Origin of the sequence: Deinococcus sp. Marseille-Q6407, assembly GCF_946848805.1 — a bacterium.
Classification (GTDB): domain Bacteria; phylum Deinococcota; class Deinococci; order Deinococcales; family Deinococcaceae; genus Deinococcus.
This window is the reverse complement of record NZ_CAMPFU010000006.1, coordinates 1-15,994: the sequence shown is the minus strand read 5'-3', so window position 1 is coordinate 15,994 and position 15,994 is coordinate 1. Positions and strand designations below refer to the sequence as shown.

Here is a 15,994-nt window from a genome sequence, read left to right as displayed (position 1 = left end):
TGAACTCAGCCGGTCGGCTGAACTCATGGCAAAATGTACTGATATGGCCGTTAAAAAATCTGACCTGTACTCCTCGCTCTGGGCATCATGCAATGAGCTCCGTGGAGGGATGGACGCGTCGCAGTACAAGGACTATGTCCTGTTTATGCTCTTTATCAAATATGTCAGCGATAAATACGCTGACAGCGATGATTTCGCGCCACCGGTCGTCATTCCTGCAGGGGCCGCCTTCAAGGATATGGTGGCCCTGAAAGGCAATAAAGAAATCGGCGACAAGATCAACAAGCAAATTATTGCCCCACTGGTTGAGGCCAACAGCCGCCTTGCTCAGAGCGACTTTCCCAACTTCAACGACCCCAACAAGTTGGGTGATGGGGATGAGATGGTCGGACGCCTCACGAATCTTATTGCCATCTTTCAAAAGCCTGAGTTGGATTTTTCCAAAAACAGTGCTGAGAACGACGACCTGCTGGGGGACGCTTACGAGTACTTGATGCGGCACTTCGCTACTGAGAGCGGCAAGAGCAAAGGCCAATTCTACACGCCGAGCGAAGTCAGCCGCGTCATAGCCCAAGTCATTGGTATTTCGCCTGAAACGTCTGTCGGAAGTACGAGTGTCTATGACCCGACTTGCGGCTCCGGTTCACTGCTGCTCAAGGTTGCGGCGCAGGCGGGCAAGCAAATCACCTTGGAAGGCCAGGAGAAAGACGTAAGCACAGCGGGTCTGGCACGGATGAACATGATTTTGCACGACTTTCCCACTGCTAATGTGCAGACGGGCAACACACTCTCAAATCCTAAATTCAAAGACGGCGAAAGCCTGCGCACCTATGACTACGTGGTGGCAAACCCGCCCTTCTCGGACAAGGCTTGGAGCACTGGCCTCACGCCAGCCAAGGATACTATCAGCGTTTTGCCTGGGGTGAGCCGCCGGCCAAACAGGGCGACTACGCCTACCTTTTACACATTATTCGCAGTATGAAAAACACTGGCAAGGGTGCCATCATCCTGCCGCACGGCGTACTATTCCGGGGTAACGCTGAAGCGACTATCCGCCGCAAACTGGTGGAGTCAGGCATCTTAAAGGGCATCATCGGTTTGCCTGCCAACCTGTTTTACGGTACGGGCATTCCTGCCGCCATTCTGGTGCTGGATAAGGAAAATGCCGAAGGTCGGCAGGGCATCATGATGATCGATGCCAGCAAGGGCTTCACCAAGGACGGCCCCAAGAACCGCCTACGCGAGCAAGACGTTCACCGCATAGTAGACACGTTCCGAAAGGGCGAAGACGTGGACAGCTACGCCCGCATGGTTCCCTTCAGCGAAATTGCCGACCCACGTAACGATTACAACCTCAACCTGCCCCGTTACATTGACAGCAGCAACACCGAGGACATTCAGGATTTGCAGGGCCACCTCCAGGGCGGCATTCCGGAGCGCGATTTAGACGCCTTGAGTGTCTACTGGGACGTGATGCCCAGCCTCCGCAGCGCCTTGTTTACCCCTATGCGTGATGGCTACAGCACTCTCGCGCCTGACCTGGCCGACCTCAAGCCACAGATTTTGGAGCATGCCGAATTTGGCGCTTTTCAGGATTCGGTCAACGCGCTGTTCGCCGAATGGAGACAGCGCAACCGTCCCAAGCTGGAAGCGCTCAAGGTGGGCGACTCTCCCAAGCACCTTATTCAAGACCTTGCAGAAGACCTGCTGGGCACCTTCCGCGCTGCGCCATTGGTTGACCCTTACGCCGTATACCAGTCACTGATGGACTACTGGCAGGCTGGCATGCAAGGCGACGCCGAGCTGATAGCGGCTGACGGCTGGGTGGCGAAGCCCAGCCGGATTCTGGTCATAGACAAGAAAGGCAAGACCAAAGACAAGGGGTGGATGTGCGACCTGTTGCCCAAGCCATACATTGTGGCCCGCTATTTTGCTGAGAAACAGGCTGAACTGGATGCCAAGAGCGCTGAGCTGGACGCCGCCCGCAGCGAGCAGGACGAACTGACTGAAGAACACAGCGCTGAAGACGGCCTGTTTGCTGAACTGGACAAAGTCAGCGCCAAAGACGTGAAGGGCTTACGCCCCAGCTACAGCGGTCCTGACAATGCAGATGAGCTGGCAACCATTGACCGCTGGCTGAAACTGGACAGCCGAATCATTTCGCTGAAGAAAAAGGTCAATGAACTGGACGCGCAACTGGACGCCGCCGCCTACGCTCAGTACGACAAGCTCTCCGAGGCTGAGGTGAAAAGTCTAGTTATTGACGACAAGTGGCTGGCTGAACTGGAGCAGCAACTGCACGCTGAGCAAGACCGCGTGTCTTACCGCCTGACCGGACGGGTGCGCGACCTGGCTGAGCGTTACGCCGAGCCGCTGCCCCAGCTAGAGCAGCAGGTGAGTGAGTTGCAACAACGTGTAGAGTCACACCTGGCCCGCATGGGCTTCAGCACGGAGGCCCAAGCATGAGCGACGTGCCAGAGGGGTATAAGCAGACTGAGGTGGGGGTGATACCCGAGGATTGGGAGGTGAGGAAACTAGAGGAAGTGGGGGAAGCTCTGATAGGTCTGACCTATTCGCCAAATGATGTAGCAAGTGAGGGCATCCTAGTTTTAAGGTCTTCAAATATACAAAGCGGGATGCTTGCCTTCGAAGATAACGTGTATGTGAAATCTGAAGTCCCAGAAAGGCTTATGGTTAAGCCAGGCGACATCCTGATATGTGTTAGAAACGGTAGCAGAGATTTAATTGGCAAATCTACGATTTTGGATAGCCGGGTAAAGGGGATGACTTTTGGCGCATTCATGAGCGTTTTTAGAAGTCCATACTCTCAATATCTGGCCCATTTCTTCAAATCCCATATTTTTCTCGCACAGGTTGAGCAGCATCTTGGCGCAACTATCAATCAGATTACGAATGCCAGCATTTACTCTTTCGTGGTTCCATTTCCCCCCACCCCCGAACAGAAAGCCATTGCTGAGGTATTAGCCGATACCGATGCGCTGATTGCCGCGCAGGAGCGGCTGATTGCCAAGAAGCAGGCCATCAAGCAGGGGGCCATGCAGGAACTGTTAACGGGGCACAAGCGGTTGGAGGGGTTTGAAGGGGAGTGGGAAGAGGTACGGTTGGGAGATGTGGCTGAAATGGCAAGCGGCGGCACGCCTGACACTAAAAATCCAGCTTTCTACGGTGGTGAAATCCAATGGGTTTCTATTGCCGACATGTCACGGACTGGCAAATTCCTACGTTACACAGAAAAAACTCTTTCAGGTCTCGGTTATGAAACATCGGCGGCACGCTTGTTCAAGCCACCCGTGTTGCTTTTCGCCATGTATGCCTCGATTGGAAAGGTTTGCATCGCGACTCAAGAAGTGTCTAGCAGTCAGGCAATCCTTGGAATCGACTGCGGCACAAGGCTGGATATTGAATATCTGTATTACTATCTGAGCTTTAACGAGGATAGTCTGAAAGGTCTTGGACAGCAGGGCACACAGGCGAATCTCAATAAGGGCATAGTTCAAGACCTTTTCATTCCGCTCCCCGACTTCCCTGAGCAGCAAGCCATCGCCTCTATCCTCTCCGACATGGACGCCGAAATCGAAGCTTTAGATCAGCAACTAAGTAAGACGCGGGCACTCAAGCAAGGCATGATGCAGGAACTCCTGACGGGAAGGACAAGGCTGATATGAGTGACATCACACCCATCTACAAAACCATCAGTGAACTCCTGAGCAACCAGACCTTTTCGATCGACGACTACCAGCGTGAGTACAAGTGGGATGAGAAGAACATTCAGGAGCTGCTGCGTGACCTGCAAGGCAAGTTTGAGTCGTCTTACCGGGAAGGTGACCAGACGAGCAAGGTCTCCACATACGACAGCTACTACCTGGGTTCCATCATTCTGAGCAATCAGGGAGAGAAGAAATACCTGGTGGATGGTCAGCAGCGTATGACCTCGCTGACCCTGCTCTTGATAGCGCTGATGCACAAGACCCAGGCTCTGTATCCGAAAGTGGCACAGAAGCTCTCCAGCCTAGTGTTCTGGGACGATAACGGGATCGACCGCTTCAAGCTCGATATTCCGGAGCGGCTTGAGGTCATCAATGCCTTATTCAATGGTCAGGACTTCAACCCTGACGGCAAAGATGAGTCCATTCGCAACATTTATGCCCGTTACGGCCAGATTGAGCAGGATGCACTCTGGGAGGAACTGGGGCCGGCACTGCCACACTTTGCCTACTGGCTGATGGGACGCGTGGGTCTGATTGAAATTCAGACAGGAGACGATGCCAAAGCTTATGCCGTCTTCGAAACGGTCAACGACCGGGGCAAGCCGCTCAGTCCTGTGGACATGCTCAAGTCTTACCTCCTGGGCAAAATTAACGATGAAGACCGGCGGCGGCAGGCAAACAAGGTGTGGCGTGAAGAGATTGAGAAGCTGAGCAGCAAGGATGAACCAGACCTGGATGTTCAGGCCATCAAAGCGTGGCTGCGAGCGCAGTATGCCCATACCATCCGCGAGCGTAAGGCGGGTGCCAAGGACGGCGACTGGGAACTGATCGGCGGCAGCACGTTTCACCGCTGGGTCAAAGAGCACGAACGGGACTTGGGCTTGGAAACGGCGCAGGGAGCCGAGCGGTTCATGTTGCACCTCATGCCATTCTTCATGAAGGCGTATCGTCTGATCCTGGGGGCCCGCAAAGAGTACACACCAGGTTTGGAAGCTGTGTTTTACAACGCCCACAACGACTTTACCTGGCAGAGCACAGTGTTGCTTTCGCCCCTGACGCTGTCGGATGACGATGAGACCGTACGCCGCAAAATAGAAGTCACGGCACGCTACTTGGACATCTGGATTATGCGCCGCGTGGTGAACTACATACGCGTTTCCTACTCCAGTGTGTCTTACGCAATGTTCCCGCTGACCAAGGACATCCGGCATAAAAGCCTGCCTGAACTGGTTGAAGTGCTCACCCAGAAGCTGGCGGAGGAAGAGCAGGACATCAGCTTTGCAGGCAGCCCTTCACGGGGACGCGAAGGCCTCAAAGCACTGGGGCTGAATCAGTTCAGCAAGCGCTATATCTTCCACCTCCTCGCCCGCGTCTCAGAAGAGGTCGAAAGGGGCAGTGGCCGCAGCGAACGCTTTGACCAGTTTGTCGCCAGAAAGAAGAACGGTTATGACATCGAGCATATCTGGTCCAGCAACCTGTTTGAGCCTGGAGGTGAGTTTGCCGATGAGCAGGAGTTCCAAGAGTGGCGCAACCGTGCCGGCTCTCTACTTCTGCTCCCCGCCGATGTCAACCGCAGCCTGCAAGACAAGCCTTACGAGTACAAGCGCGGCAAGTATGCGGCACAGAATTTCTACGCAGCCAGCCTCCACGAAGCACCTTACACCAATCAGCCACAGTTCAGGAATTTTAGGGAGAGCCTTCCATTTCCAGACCTCTTTGAGCCACTCCTTCAATTCGGTAAAGCTGAGCAAGAGAAGCGCTCCGAACTCCTGCTGCACCTGGCCGAGCGCATCTGGTCGCCTTCGCAAATAGAGCGTGCTGCACAAGGTTAGAGGAGAAAGCTTGCTGCCATATTCAAGTCAAAATTATCTATACCGCGCACCCTATCAACTCATCCAATGGAGGGAATGGGGGGTAGATTATTACTAGTCTTCACCCCAGGGGTGAATGACTCTGCGGCAGGTGCATCGCGGTGCAGGTGAAGTTTAGAACCAAGAAGCTCCGAAAGCAGTATGAATCCAAGAAAGCAGCAACGAAGGCGTATGGTCCTGAGGTAGCCAAGAAGTACGTTCAGCGTATTGGCATCATCAAACAGACAGCTTCCTTGGAAGAACTTCAAGCTCAGCATCCCCTCCGGTGTCATGCCCTCAAAGGTGATAGACAGGGCGAGTGGGCCATCAACTTAACCGGATTCATGCGGCTGATTTTTACCTTTAAAGACGAGGAATTAACCATCGTGTGTATTGAAGAGGTGAGCAAACACTATGACGACTAAAGCTCACGAGACCTCCCTTCCGCCCCTGACCGACTGGGCCATCCCACCGGGAGAGTACCTGGCTGAGGTTCTGGAAGACCTGAACATGACTCAGGCTGATCTGAGCCGCCGCATGGGCAGACCGGCTCAGGCCATCAATGAACTGATCAAGGGCGAAAAGGAGCTGACGCCCGAAACAGCGCTGCAGTTGGCGCAAGTGGTCGGCGTTCCGGCACACATCTGGACCGGCCTGGAAAACGATTACCGGCTCATTCTGGCCCGTCAAACCGAACAGAAAAAAATCAAAGAAGAGCGTGACCTGCTTAAACGGTTTCCCCTCGGAGAAATGGCACAGTGGGGATTCATCAAGATAGTTCGTGACAAGGCGGAGCAGGTCATTCAATTGCGTCAGTTTTTTGGTGTGGCCACATTGACCGCGATCCCCAACGTCAGTGATTACAAACCTGCGTTCCGAAAGCAGGAAGGCAAAAAGGACCACTCCTATGCCATTACTGCCTGGCTTCAGGCCGGCAAGCATCAGGCCGCGAAACAGGCAACGGCCGAGTTTCAAGCGGATGCTCTGGCAACGTGCACCACCAGAATTCGTCACCTGAGTTGCGAAGACCCAGCGAAGAGTATTCCAAAGCTCAAAGCTCAATTGGCGGACTGCGGTGTCGCCTTAGTCCCCCTCCCCCATTTCAAGGGGACGGGTGTTCATGGAGCTGTGTTCTGGGAGAAGAGGAACGGCGTCGACCGGGCGGTCGTGCTGGTCACCCTGCGCCGTAAGTACAGCGATACCTTCTGGTTCACCCTGCTGCACGAGCTGGGACACGTCCTGCTGCATAAACCCGACCGGCGGAAAGTCTTTCTAGATGTAGGCGGAACGTCAGCGCAGGAAGATGAAGCCAATGCGTTTGCCGCCTCTCGGCTTCTCCCCTTAGAGGCGTACACGGCTTTTGTTGAAGCAGGCGATTTCAGTCAGACCGCGATTCAGAGCTTCGCTGCGCGTGAATCCATCTGTCCTGGGATCGTCGTTGGTCGCCTACAGAAGGAAAAAATCATCAGCTACAGAGAGCTTGATCACTTGCGTGTCCGCTATGAATTCTCTGCCGAGGATTTCGCCGAGTCATGACAGGCGCCGAATCCCAGCACCTGGAGTGGAAGGAGTCCTGGCGCGACGAGTACCTGAAATGGATCTGCGCCTTTGCCAACAGTGGAGGCGGCACACTGGTGGTGGGCCGCGGCGACTCTGGCAGAGCAGTTGGCGTCGCTGACCCACAGCGGCTGCTGGAGGACCTGCCCAACAAGATTCGCAATCTGCTGGGACTCGTTGTTCCCGTGCAGCTGCGTCATGAAGAGGGGCACGCCCTGATTGAGATTCACGTCGAGGCTTCTCCTTACCCTGTCTCCTACCGCGGCAAATACTACTCCCGCAGTGGCAGCACCACACAGGAACTGAGCGGGTCAGCGCTGGACGCCTTTTTGTTGCGAATGCAGGGCCGCCACTGGGACTCAGTACCTGTACCGAAAGTTGGGCCTGCCGACCTGAGCGATCAGGCGCTGGCCCGCTTCCGCACTCTGGCGGCCCGCAGTGGCCGGGTAGAGATAGAATGGCTGGAAGAGTCTGACACGGTGCTGTTAGAGCGTCTGCGCCTGCTGGATGGAGATTACCTCAAACGGGCAGCGATCCTCCTCTTTCACCCTGACCCGGAACGGTTTATTGGCGGCGCGTTCGTCAAAATTGGAGCTTTTGGCGACAGCGACGCTGACCTGAGGTTCCAAGACGAAGTGCATGGGCCGCTGATCTTACAGGTGGAGCGGACGGTAGAGGTGCTGAAGGCCAAGTACCTCAAGGCACTGATCAGCTACCAGGGCTTACAGCGCATCGAAACCCTCCAAGTGCCTGAAGCCGCGCTCCGCGAGGCCGTGCTCAATGCCGTCGTCCACAAAGATTACGCCAGCAGCGTGCCCGTCCAAATCAGCGTGTACCCAGACCGGCTGCTTATTTTCAATCCAGGACAATTACCGCAGGGCTGGACGCTGGAAAAACTGCTGGGTAAACACGCCTCCCTACCTTTTAACCTGGATATCGCCAACACGTTTTTCCGGGCCGGCCAGATTGAATCGTGGGGGCGCGGTATCGAGCGGGTGCGGGAGGTCTGCCGCGCAGCTGGGGCCGCTGAGCCGCAGTGGAGGGCTGAGCCCACAGAGCTCTGGGTGGAATTTGAACTTCTGCAGGAACAAAGCGGCCGGGCGACCCCCCAAGTCACCCCCCAAGTCACCCCCCAAGTCAAGTTACTGATGACTCTAGGGGAGCGAACCCTGAGCCGACAGGAGCTGCAAGAGGAACTGGGCCTCAAGGACATCCAAAACTTCCGGCAGGCCCACCTTCTGCCGGCATTAGATGCAGGACTCGTCGAAATGACCATTCCTAACAAACCCACCAGCCGCCTGCAACAGTACCGCCTGACCGAGGAGGGACGCGCCGCCGTCGATCAGCAAGGAGACATTCCATGACCACACTCCGTCCAGAAATCAAAACGCAAAAGCGGGTGCTGAAGTTCCTGCAATCGCAGGGCTACGCCTACCTGGGTGATTGGAAGAACCGGCATCCCAACAAATGCATTGAGACCGAACTCCTGACCACGAACCTGCAGAAGCGTGGTTACTCGAAGGCACACATCTCGCAGGCCCTGCAGCAGCTCACGGCTGCGGCCGACACCACCGGAGTCACGCTCTATCAGGCTAACCTGCGAACCTACAGCCTGCTGCGCTATGGGGTAAAAGTTCAGGTGGCCGCAGGAATGCCGCATGACACGGTTCACCTGATTGACTGGGATCACCCTGAACGCAATGACTTTGCCGTGGTAGAGGAGGTCACCCTCAAAGGTGGACATGAGCGCCGCCCAGATGTGGTGATTTACGTTAACGGGCTGGCCCTCGTTGTGCTTGAACTCAAACGGGGGTCGGTAGAGGTCGCCGATGGCGTCCGTCAGCTCATCACCAATCAGGAGCCCATTTTCAATGAGGCCTTTTTCAGTACCGTACAGCTGGTCCTGGCGGGTAACGACTCCCAGGGCCTCTACTACGGCACGGTGGGCACGCCAGAGGAGTTCTTTGTCCGGTGGAAAGGGTTAGAGCGGGCCGATCTCGCTGCAGACGCCATCCCTGAGGGCCACTTTCTGGATGAACCGCTGGCCGAAATCTGCGACAAGGTACGTTTACTCGACTTGTTACATAACTTCGTCATCTTTGACGGCGGACGTAAGAAGGTGCCGCGTATGCATCAGTTTGAGGCCATCAAGGCTGCCCAGGAAAGAATCAAACGGTATGAGGGGGGCGTCATCTGGCATACCCAGGGCAGCGGCAAAAGCATCCTGATGGTGCTGCTGGCCAAGTGGATTCTGGAGCACGAACCAGATGCCCGAATCCTGATTTTCACAGACCGTGACGAACTGGATAAGCAGATCGAAGGGGTGCTGCGCAACACAGGCGTGGTGGGCGCCAGTGCCCAGTCCACGCGGGTCAGCTCGCGGGCGGACCTCATCGAGAAGCTCGCCGACCCCGGGCAGCGGGTGATGTCCGCCCTCCTTCACAAAATTGATGCCAAGGACCTCTCCGGAAAGCGCCCTCACATCGCAGGCAAGTTCTACATCTTTGTAGATGAAGCTCACCGTACACAGGGCGGCAACATGAACCGTCAGATGAAGCGCTGGTTCCAGGGCGCCATCTTTGTCGGTTTTACAGGCACCCCACTGCTCAAGCAGGACAAGGAGATGACGACAGAGGTCTTCGGCACCTTTATCCATACCTATAAATTCGATGAAGCGGTAGAGGACAAGGTCGTGCTCGACCTGAAGTATGAAGCGCGGAATGTGCCGCAGCGACTCACGTCACCGGAGCTGATCAACGACTGGTTCGACGCTCAAACCAGGTCGCTCAACAGCAGTCAAAAGGCGCTGCTCAAAATGCGCTGGGCCAACATGGAAAAACTAATGAGCTCAGAGGGGCGCAAGCGGGGCATTGTCTTCGATATTGTCAAGGACTTCGGCATCAAGCCGCGCTTTATCTCAGGGCGCGGTACCGCCATCTTGGTCGCGCCGTCTATTTATGATGCCTGTCACTACTACCGCATGTTCCAGCAGACACCGCTAGGGCCGCACACTGCCCTCATTACGTCATACCAGCCTAATCACAACAACATTTCAAGGGAACCGGCGGGCAGCGACGAAAGGTATAAATTTGATACCTATACCCAGCACGTCCTGGGTTCAGGGCAAACGACCAAGCAGTACGAAGACGAGATGAAACGGCGCTTTATTGAAGAGCCGGAAAATTGCAAATTGCTGATTGTGGTCAGCAAGCTGCTCACAGGGTTCGACGCGCCTTCTTGCACATACATTTACCTCGACAACGAACTGCATGACCACAACCTGTTTCAGGCCATCTGCCGCACCAACAGGTTGGATGGAGCCGATAAGGATTACGGCCACGTCGTGGATTACAAGGAACTGTTCAAGGATGTCCAGAACGCTATTGCCGTCTACACGTCCGACCAACTGGCGACGGACGCTCAAGGGGACGATGGAAACGTCATCCTTAAAGACTGGAAGGCTGAAGGCAAGGCGCAGTTGGACGCGGCGCACGAGGCCCTGAGATACCTGTGCGAGCCCGTATCCCCACCTCAGCAGCTCGAGCAGTTCATTTCCTATTTTTGCGGCGACATTTTGGACGCTCAGGCCCTGGCCGATACCGAACCGCTCAGGATCAGCTTCTACAAGGCCAGCGCGGCGTTCCTGCGAGCTTACGCTGCAGTTGCCCAGGTGCTCGTTGAGGCCGGCTACACTCCAGAGCAAGCGGCGCAACTCGAGAAGGAAAGCGCCTTCTACAGCGAGATGCGTCAGAACATCAAAAAAGCCTCTGGAGAAGAGCTGGACATCAAGCCTTATGAGCAGGGGATGCGTCAGCTGATCAATATGTATATCCAGGCAGACCCCGCGCAGGAGGTTGGGCAGCTCAGTGAGATGACGCTGGTGCAGGCCATTGTCGAGACCGGGATCAATGACGTCATTGCCCAGCACATCAACAAGTCAGGCCGCTACTCCAACCGGGCAGTGGCTGAGACGATTGTCAACAATGTCCGCAAGACCATCATCCGTGACCAATTGACGGACCCGCGGTTCTACGAGCAGATGTCTGACTTGCTTGATGACCTGATCAAGCAGCACCTGGCCGGTACGCTGGCCTACGAAGATTTCCTGAGGGAGACAGAGCAGCTTATTCGTGATCTGGCGGCCAAGGGCCAAACGGAAGGAGTGCCGAGCAGCTTGATGGGTCGGCAGGCAGCCACCGTCATTTTCAACAATCTGGGCGGACTCAAGACCAGTGGAGTGTTTTCCGTCCCAGAAAACGCAGACGAGCGGGCTCAGTTGGCCCTTGATATTGACCAGGCACTCAAAGAGCAAGCACCCGCCGCCTGGCGGGGCGACGAAATGCGGCAGCGGCAGGTCAAGAACATTCTCTACCCTCTGATGTCCCGTGACCGGGACGCCACCGAAGCGCTATTCGAGTTGATCTTCAACCTGGGAAGCTACTGATGAAGGCGGGGAGCACACAGGAGCCGGTCACCATCGGCGACCTGGAAATGACATTGATCCTTAAAGATGTTAAAAACGTTCACCTCAGCGTCCATCCGCCTGACGGAAGGATCACCTTGGTGGCACCACTGGGCACCCGGTCTGATGTGGCCCGCGCCTACGCCATCTCTAAGCTCGAATGGATTCGTAAGCAGCAGCAGGCGCTCAATGAGCAGGCCCGGCAGTCAGCCAGAGCGTTCACCGAGCGCGAAACCCATTACTTGTGGGGCAGGCGGTACCTGATGACCGTTCAGGAAGCTGATGGCCGCCCAAAGGTCGAAGTAGACCACAGCCAGATCATCCTGACTGTCAGGCCAGAGACTTCCGTGGCCAAACGTGCTGAAGTTATGCACAGGTGGCATAAAAGCCTGCTCTACAAGGCGGTTCCTCCCCTCATCAGCAAGTGGGAGGATATTCTTCAGGTCAGGGTGCAGCGCTATTTCCTGCAGCGCATGAAGACGCGCTGGGGCAGCTGCAACCCGGAGCGTGGGCATATCCGCCTCAACACCGAACTGGTCAAGAAACCAAAGGAGATGCTTGATTACGTGGTGCTCCACGAAATGGCTCATTTACTTGATCATACCCATGGCCAGCAGTTTCAAAGCATCCTGAATGCCCACTTTCCGCAGTGGCGTGAGGTCAGGCAGGAGTTAAATGCGCTGCCTTTAAGCGAGTAGTTCAAGTCGGCGGTCATTCTCGTATAGAGCTTATAGACAGGTGAGCTGTCTCCCACCCGCAAAGGCGAAGATCTTGAGCACGTTTCAGCCCAGTCACTATCAGCAGGCCATCTTCGACTTCGTGCGGAGCGGTACCGGTGACGGAGTGGTCCGCGCTACAGCAGGCTCAGGCAAGACCACGACCCTGGTCGAGATCGCCAAGCAATTACCGAGTGATCTCGATGCGGTATTTCTGGCCTTCAATACCCATACCGCCAACGAACTCAGGGCGCGGCTCCCCAGACATGTCAGGGCCTGCACGGTCCACTCGCTCGGCCGCCGGAGCTTACTGGACCGGTTTTCACATCTTGGGAAGCGTGATGCCGACACCCGGAAATCCAGACTCCTGATCAGAGAAAGCATCGACGGTAATGCTCCAGGAATTCCTTCCAAATCTGGCCTGCCCGTTAGGAGGGTCAGGCAAACTGGAGGAATACTATGGGAAAGCAGCGCAAAACCTGGTCGCCTGAGGTTAAGGAAGAAATCGTCCTGGCCGTACTCAGTGGTGAGAAATCCATCGCAGAACTGGTTCGTCAGCATGGCGTGGCTGAAAGCCTGATTCACAACTGGCGTGCTCAGTTCCTGGAGGCGGGCCGTGCCCGCCTCGCTGGCAACAAGCAGGATGACGGCTTCAAGGTGCTGGAGAAGGAGAACGAGCGCCTGAAGAGCTTGCTGGGTGAAAAAGAATTAGCCCTCTACATCGCAAAAAAAGCCAGGGGTCTTTAAGCCTGGAAGAGCTTCTCGACCTGTACGAGCAAGTGCGTAAAGACCATCCCCATCTCAGCCTGTCCAGCTTCGCCCGCGAAGCTGATATCCCTGTCTGGCGGCTCCGTGATGCTCGTCAGCAGGAAAGGCATTGTGTCGAACGCGAGAAACGGAGACGTGAGCGACAGGAACGTATTCGAGAGATGGCTTTGCGTTACCCAACCTGTGGTTATAGGCGCATCCACCATCTTCTTCAACAGGAAGCTAAGGAGACAGGGCAAACCTGTCCAGGACGACATGAAGTGCGTCTGACGCTGGTTGAACTTCAACTTAGCCCTCCAGCGGCTAAGAAGGCAAGACGACGGGTCCCTGGGGTCGTGCCAGCCACTTTGTGGCCTATGGGTAGACGGATTCAAATTGATGCCACTCGCTTCGCTTTACAAGATGGGGTGTCCTGGGCATATGTCGTCCTGGACGCGGAAACTCGTGCAGTATTGAACATTCACGTGGTGCGTTCGTTGTCAGCCAGCAGCGCGGTCACCGCGCTGCGAGGAGGAGCCAAGGAACTGAAGAAACTGGGAATTGAGGAATCGCTGGTCGTGATGTCGGATGGCGGCTCGGACTTCACGTCCCACGAGTTCAAAGCGGCCTGTGACGAGGTGGGCACTTGGGTCAGAGCGAAGGTGTCGCAAAAAGGGGGAATGTGCATCCTGGAGCGAGTCAACCGCACGCTGAAGTACGAGTTCATTTTCAGAGAGGAACCGCAGACCAAAGCGGAACTCAGCGCGTTATGCGCTGAATTCCGCACTTGGTACAACACTGTCCGGCCTCATTCGGCCTTGGGGTATGGCTATCCCTGGGCTAAACTTTTGGAAGTGGCCGAGTCTCTTAAAGCCGCTTGAAGGATTTTCTGGAGCACTACCGACCGATTGAAACTGGAATTCGCCGTGCCGAGCGAGCAGTGGCTACAAGCAGAGAAATATCTCCAGGAACTGCTGCGCTTCTCAGTCGCCAATCTCACTGACACCAAGGTTGAAGAGCGGGTCGCGCAGCTAGCCGTCGAATACAATCTGACTGCCCCTGCAGATCAGGGACTGGAGGTGCAGTGCCACCGTGAGATCCGCCAGCTGCTGCGCCGGCGACTCGACGTCTTTCAGGAACACGGCGTCTATGACTACGAGGACATGCTGTACTTGCCGGTCGTCCTCAAGCTGGATATTCCCAAGTATGACTTTGTGTTCGTGGACGAGGCGCAGGACCTGAGTGCCGTGCAGCTGGAACTGGTGCTGAGAGCCGTCCGAGAAGGAGGGCGTAGGCTGTTCGTGGGTGACGAGCGTCAGGCCATCTACGGCTTTACCGGAGCAGACGCCGACTCACTGGCACGCATCGTTGAGCGGACCGGAGCCACGGTCCTGCCCCTTTCCGTCACGTACCGCTGCCCCCGCTCGCACGTCGCGCTCGCCCAGCAATTGGCACCGGAAATCGAAGCGGCCCCTGGAGCCCCAGAAGGGAAAATTCATGTCATTAAAGAAGCCTGGCTTCCACGTTGGGTGCGTCGCGGCGACCTGGTCATCTGCCGGTATACCGCTCCACTGGTCAGCAACTGTCTGGCCCTCTTGCAGCAGCAAATCCCCGCCGTGGTCCGCGGCATGGACATTGGCCGGGACCTGCTGGAGATGGCCACGCAGCTGTTCGCCGGCGGACTAAACGGATGGGAGGAACAGCTCGGTGCCTACCGGATCGCCGAAGAAGCCCGCATCCGCCGCCGCGCCGCCAACGAAATCGACGCCGAACGGCAGATCGCTGTCCGGTCCGATCTGCTGGATTCACTTGAGGTCCTCACCGCCGAGGTTGTCCGCCAAGGCCACCACAGACTGGCGAATTTGACCGAATACATCGCAGACTTCTTCAGTGATAAAGGCGGCGCTCCAGTCGTGTTCAGCACCATTCACAGGGCCAAAGGCAAGGAGGCGGACCGGGTCTTCATTCTCTACCCAGACAACATGCCGGCCGTCTATGCCCGAACAGCAGCCGCTGCGCGCGGAGAAGCCTGCGTCCAGTTCGTGGCACTGACGCGCGCCAAAAAGGATTTTATCTTTGTCGAGCAGCAGAGGTCGGAAATGGAGGTCGTTCAGCCATGAGCACTTTGAACCTGGCCCTCGATCATCAGGGAATGCTGGTCAGCGTCCTGACCGCGCCGCGCAGGGCAAAGTACATCTGCCTGGGATGCGGTGGGGCACTACTCGTCAAACGCGGAGAGCAGCGAGCAGCTCATTTCGCGCATGACGCCAGCCACCCAGGAGGCTGCAGCGGCGAAAGTGTCACCCACCTGGCGGCCAAGCGTCTGCTGAGAAGCCAGGTAGAAGCGGAGCTTGTCCAGGACCGGTCAGTGCGGTGGGCCCAGTGCTGCCCCGGAGTGGACGTCACTCAGAGATGCCGGATGCGGACCACGCTGGCTCAGGCGTATGAGGTGGAAGGAAGGTGGTCGGTGCAGGAAGAAGTGGCGCACGGCCACTACCGGTTCGATGTGGCGGTCGTGGTGGGAGGCCAAGCCGTCTTTGGCTTCGAAGTTTTCCACCGTCATCAGATTCCGGACGAGAAAGCGGCGGGGCTCGCCGTGCCCTGGCTAGAACTGGTGGGCGAGGACATCTTGGAATTCAAGCCACGAGTACCATTCAGAGGAAGCTACAAGCAATAGTCGTTGCCCCGACTGCGAGCGACTAAGCGGCACTTTGCGGGAACGGCAGTTACGGGATGCGCAGCGTGGTGAGCAGTCTAGGAAATTTGTTGCCGAAGTAGAACAGGTGCAGCGAACGTGGGCCAACATCTTATTGATAGCGGCGTAAGTTGGCGTCCATAAGCTGACGGGGCAGGTGAATATAGCGGACCCGCTGCCAGGCGGTGACAAGCCTCTTTTTCAGCGCTCTGATGGAGTGGGCACAAAAGTTCCCCAAC

14 protein-coding genes and 1 pseudogene are annotated in these 15,994 nt (G+C 56.3%); 14 read left to right on the top strand and 1 reads right to left on the bottom strand.

Annotated features, from left to right (window positions below):
* Positions 1-25: 25 nt before the first annotated feature.
* From OCI36_RS12060 to OCI36_RS12015, 11 genes and pseudogenes are all read left to right on the top strand, one after another.
* Complete coding sequence (locus OCI36_RS12060) at positions 26-982, top strand: class I SAM-dependent DNA methyltransferase (protein WP_261665329.1); 957 nt, start codon at positions 26-28, stop codon at positions 980-982.
* Positions 871-2,466 (top strand): N-6 DNA methylase, encoded by a 1,596-nt coding sequence (locus OCI36_RS12055; RefSeq protein ID WP_261665327.1) that lies wholly within the window; start codon positions 871-873, stop codon positions 2,464-2,466. Before OCI36_RS12060 ends, OCI36_RS12055 begins: the two co-directional genes overlap by 112 nt.
* A complete protein-coding gene (locus OCI36_RS12050; RefSeq protein WP_261665326.1) occupies positions 2,463-3,686 on the top strand; it encodes a restriction endonuclease subunit S in 1,224 nt (407 codons plus the stop codon). The genes OCI36_RS12055 and OCI36_RS12050 overlap by 4 nt, the downstream gene beginning before the upstream one ends.
* Positions 3,683-5,560, top strand: a complete 1,878-nt coding sequence (locus tag OCI36_RS12045; protein ID WP_261665325.1) for a DUF262 domain-containing protein — start codon at positions 3,683-3,685, stop codon at positions 5,558-5,560. Before OCI36_RS12050 ends, OCI36_RS12045 begins: the two co-directional genes overlap by 4 nt.
* Positions 5,561-5,700: 140 nt before the next feature.
* Entirely contained in the window at positions 5,701-6,003 is a 303-nt protein-coding gene (locus OCI36_RS12040; RefSeq protein WP_261665324.1) for a type II toxin-antitoxin system RelE/ParE family toxin, read from the top strand.
* Positions 5,993-7,114 (top strand): HigA family addiction module antitoxin, encoded by a 1,122-nt coding sequence (locus OCI36_RS12035; RefSeq protein ID WP_261665323.1) that lies wholly within the window; start codon positions 5,993-5,995, stop codon positions 7,112-7,114. The genes OCI36_RS12040 and OCI36_RS12035 overlap by 11 nt, the downstream gene beginning before the upstream one ends.
* Positions 7,111-8,499 carry a Fic family protein gene (locus OCI36_RS12030; protein ID WP_261665322.1) on the top strand — a complete coding sequence of 463 codons (1,389 nt, stop codon included), beginning with the start codon at positions 7,111-7,113 and terminating at the stop codon, positions 8,497-8,499. Before OCI36_RS12035 ends, OCI36_RS12030 begins: the two co-directional genes overlap by 4 nt.
* Complete coding sequence (locus tag OCI36_RS12025; protein WP_261665321.1) at positions 8,496-11,579, top strand: type I restriction endonuclease subunit R; 3,084 nt, start codon at positions 8,496-8,498, stop codon at positions 11,577-11,579. The genes OCI36_RS12030 and OCI36_RS12025 overlap by 4 nt, the downstream gene beginning before the upstream one ends.
* Positions 11,579-12,295, top strand: a complete 717-nt coding sequence (locus OCI36_RS12020) for a M48 family metallopeptidase (RefSeq protein WP_261665320.1) — start codon at positions 11,579-11,581, stop codon at positions 12,293-12,295. The genes OCI36_RS12025 and OCI36_RS12020 overlap by 1 nt, the downstream gene beginning before the upstream one ends.
* A 40-nt stretch (positions 12,296-12,335) precedes the next feature.
* Positions 12,336-12,656 (top strand): annotated as a pseudogene (locus OCI36_RS13455) (AAA family ATPase); the annotation flags it as partial.
* A 116-nt stretch (positions 12,657-12,772) separates the two neighbouring features.
* The gene (locus OCI36_RS12015) at positions 12,773-13,060 is read left to right on the top strand and encodes a transposase (RefSeq protein WP_261665319.1); all 288 of its coding nucleotides are present in this window, start codon (positions 12,773-12,775) and stop codon (positions 13,058-13,060) included.
* On the opposite strand, the gene OCI36_RS12010 is transcribed toward OCI36_RS12015, so the two are convergent.
* Entirely contained in the window at positions 13,057-13,368 is a 312-nt protein-coding gene (locus OCI36_RS12010) for a hypothetical protein (protein ID WP_261665318.1), read from the bottom strand. The genes OCI36_RS12015 and OCI36_RS12010 overlap by 4 nt on opposite strands.
* A gap of 69 nt (positions 13,369-13,437) precedes the next feature.
* Here OCI36_RS12010 and OCI36_RS12005 point away from each other — a divergent pair, with 69 nt between their 5' ends.
* From OCI36_RS12005 to OCI36_RS11995, 3 genes are read left to right on the top strand one after another with little or no spacing between them, the layout of a single operon-like run.
* Positions 13,438-13,941, top strand: a complete 504-nt coding sequence (locus OCI36_RS12005) for an integrase core domain-containing protein (protein WP_261665317.1) — start codon at positions 13,438-13,440, stop codon at positions 13,939-13,941.
* 27 nt (positions 13,942-13,968) lie between these two features.
* The gene (locus tag OCI36_RS12000) at positions 13,969-15,180 is read left to right on the top strand and encodes a UvrD-helicase domain-containing protein (protein ID WP_261665316.1); all 1,212 of its coding nucleotides are present in this window, start codon (positions 13,969-13,971) and stop codon (positions 15,178-15,180) included.
* The gene (locus OCI36_RS11995; protein WP_261665315.1) at positions 15,177-15,737 is read left to right on the top strand and encodes a competence protein CoiA family protein; all 561 of its coding nucleotides are present in this window, start codon (positions 15,177-15,179) and stop codon (positions 15,735-15,737) included. Before OCI36_RS12000 ends, OCI36_RS11995 begins: the two co-directional genes overlap by 4 nt.
* Positions 15,738-15,994: the final 257 nt, after the last annotated feature.

What these genes read in the sequence shown, in the direction of transcription:
- OCI36_RS12045 (WP_261665325.1), top strand. Translation starts at nt 3,683, where the DNA reads ATGAGTGACATCACACCCATCTACAAAACCATCAGTGAACTCCTGAGC.
- OCI36_RS12005 (WP_261665317.1), top strand. Translation starts at nt 13,438, where the DNA reads ATGGGTAGACGGATTCAAATTGATGCCACTCGCTTCGCTTTACAAGAT.
- OCI36_RS12035 (WP_261665323.1), top strand. Translation starts at nt 5,993, where the DNA reads ATGACGACTAAAGCTCACGAGACCTCCCTTCCGCCCCTGACCGACTGG.
- OCI36_RS12020 (WP_261665320.1), top strand. Translation starts at nt 11,579, where the DNA reads ATGAAGGCGGGGAGCACACAGGAGCCGGTCACCATCGGCGACCTGGAA.
- OCI36_RS12025 (WP_261665321.1), top strand. Translation starts at nt 8,496, where the DNA reads ATGACCACACTCCGTCCAGAAATCAAAACGCAAAAGCGGGTGCTGAAG.
- OCI36_RS12050 (WP_261665326.1), top strand. Translation starts at nt 2,463, where the DNA reads ATGAGCGACGTGCCAGAGGGGTATAAGCAGACTGAGGTGGGGGTGATA.
- OCI36_RS12030 (WP_261665322.1), top strand. Translation starts at nt 7,111, where the DNA reads ATGACAGGCGCCGAATCCCAGCACCTGGAGTGGAAGGAGTCCTGGCGC.
- OCI36_RS12015 (WP_261665319.1), top strand. Translation starts at nt 12,773, where the DNA reads ATGGGAAAGCAGCGCAAAACCTGGTCGCCTGAGGTTAAGGAAGAAATC.
- OCI36_RS11995 (WP_261665315.1), top strand. Translation starts at nt 15,177, where the DNA reads ATGAGCACTTTGAACCTGGCCCTCGATCATCAGGGAATGCTGGTCAGC.
- OCI36_RS12060 (WP_261665329.1), top strand. Translation starts at nt 26, where the DNA reads ATGGCAAAATGTACTGATATGGCCGTTAAAAAATCTGACCTGTACTCC.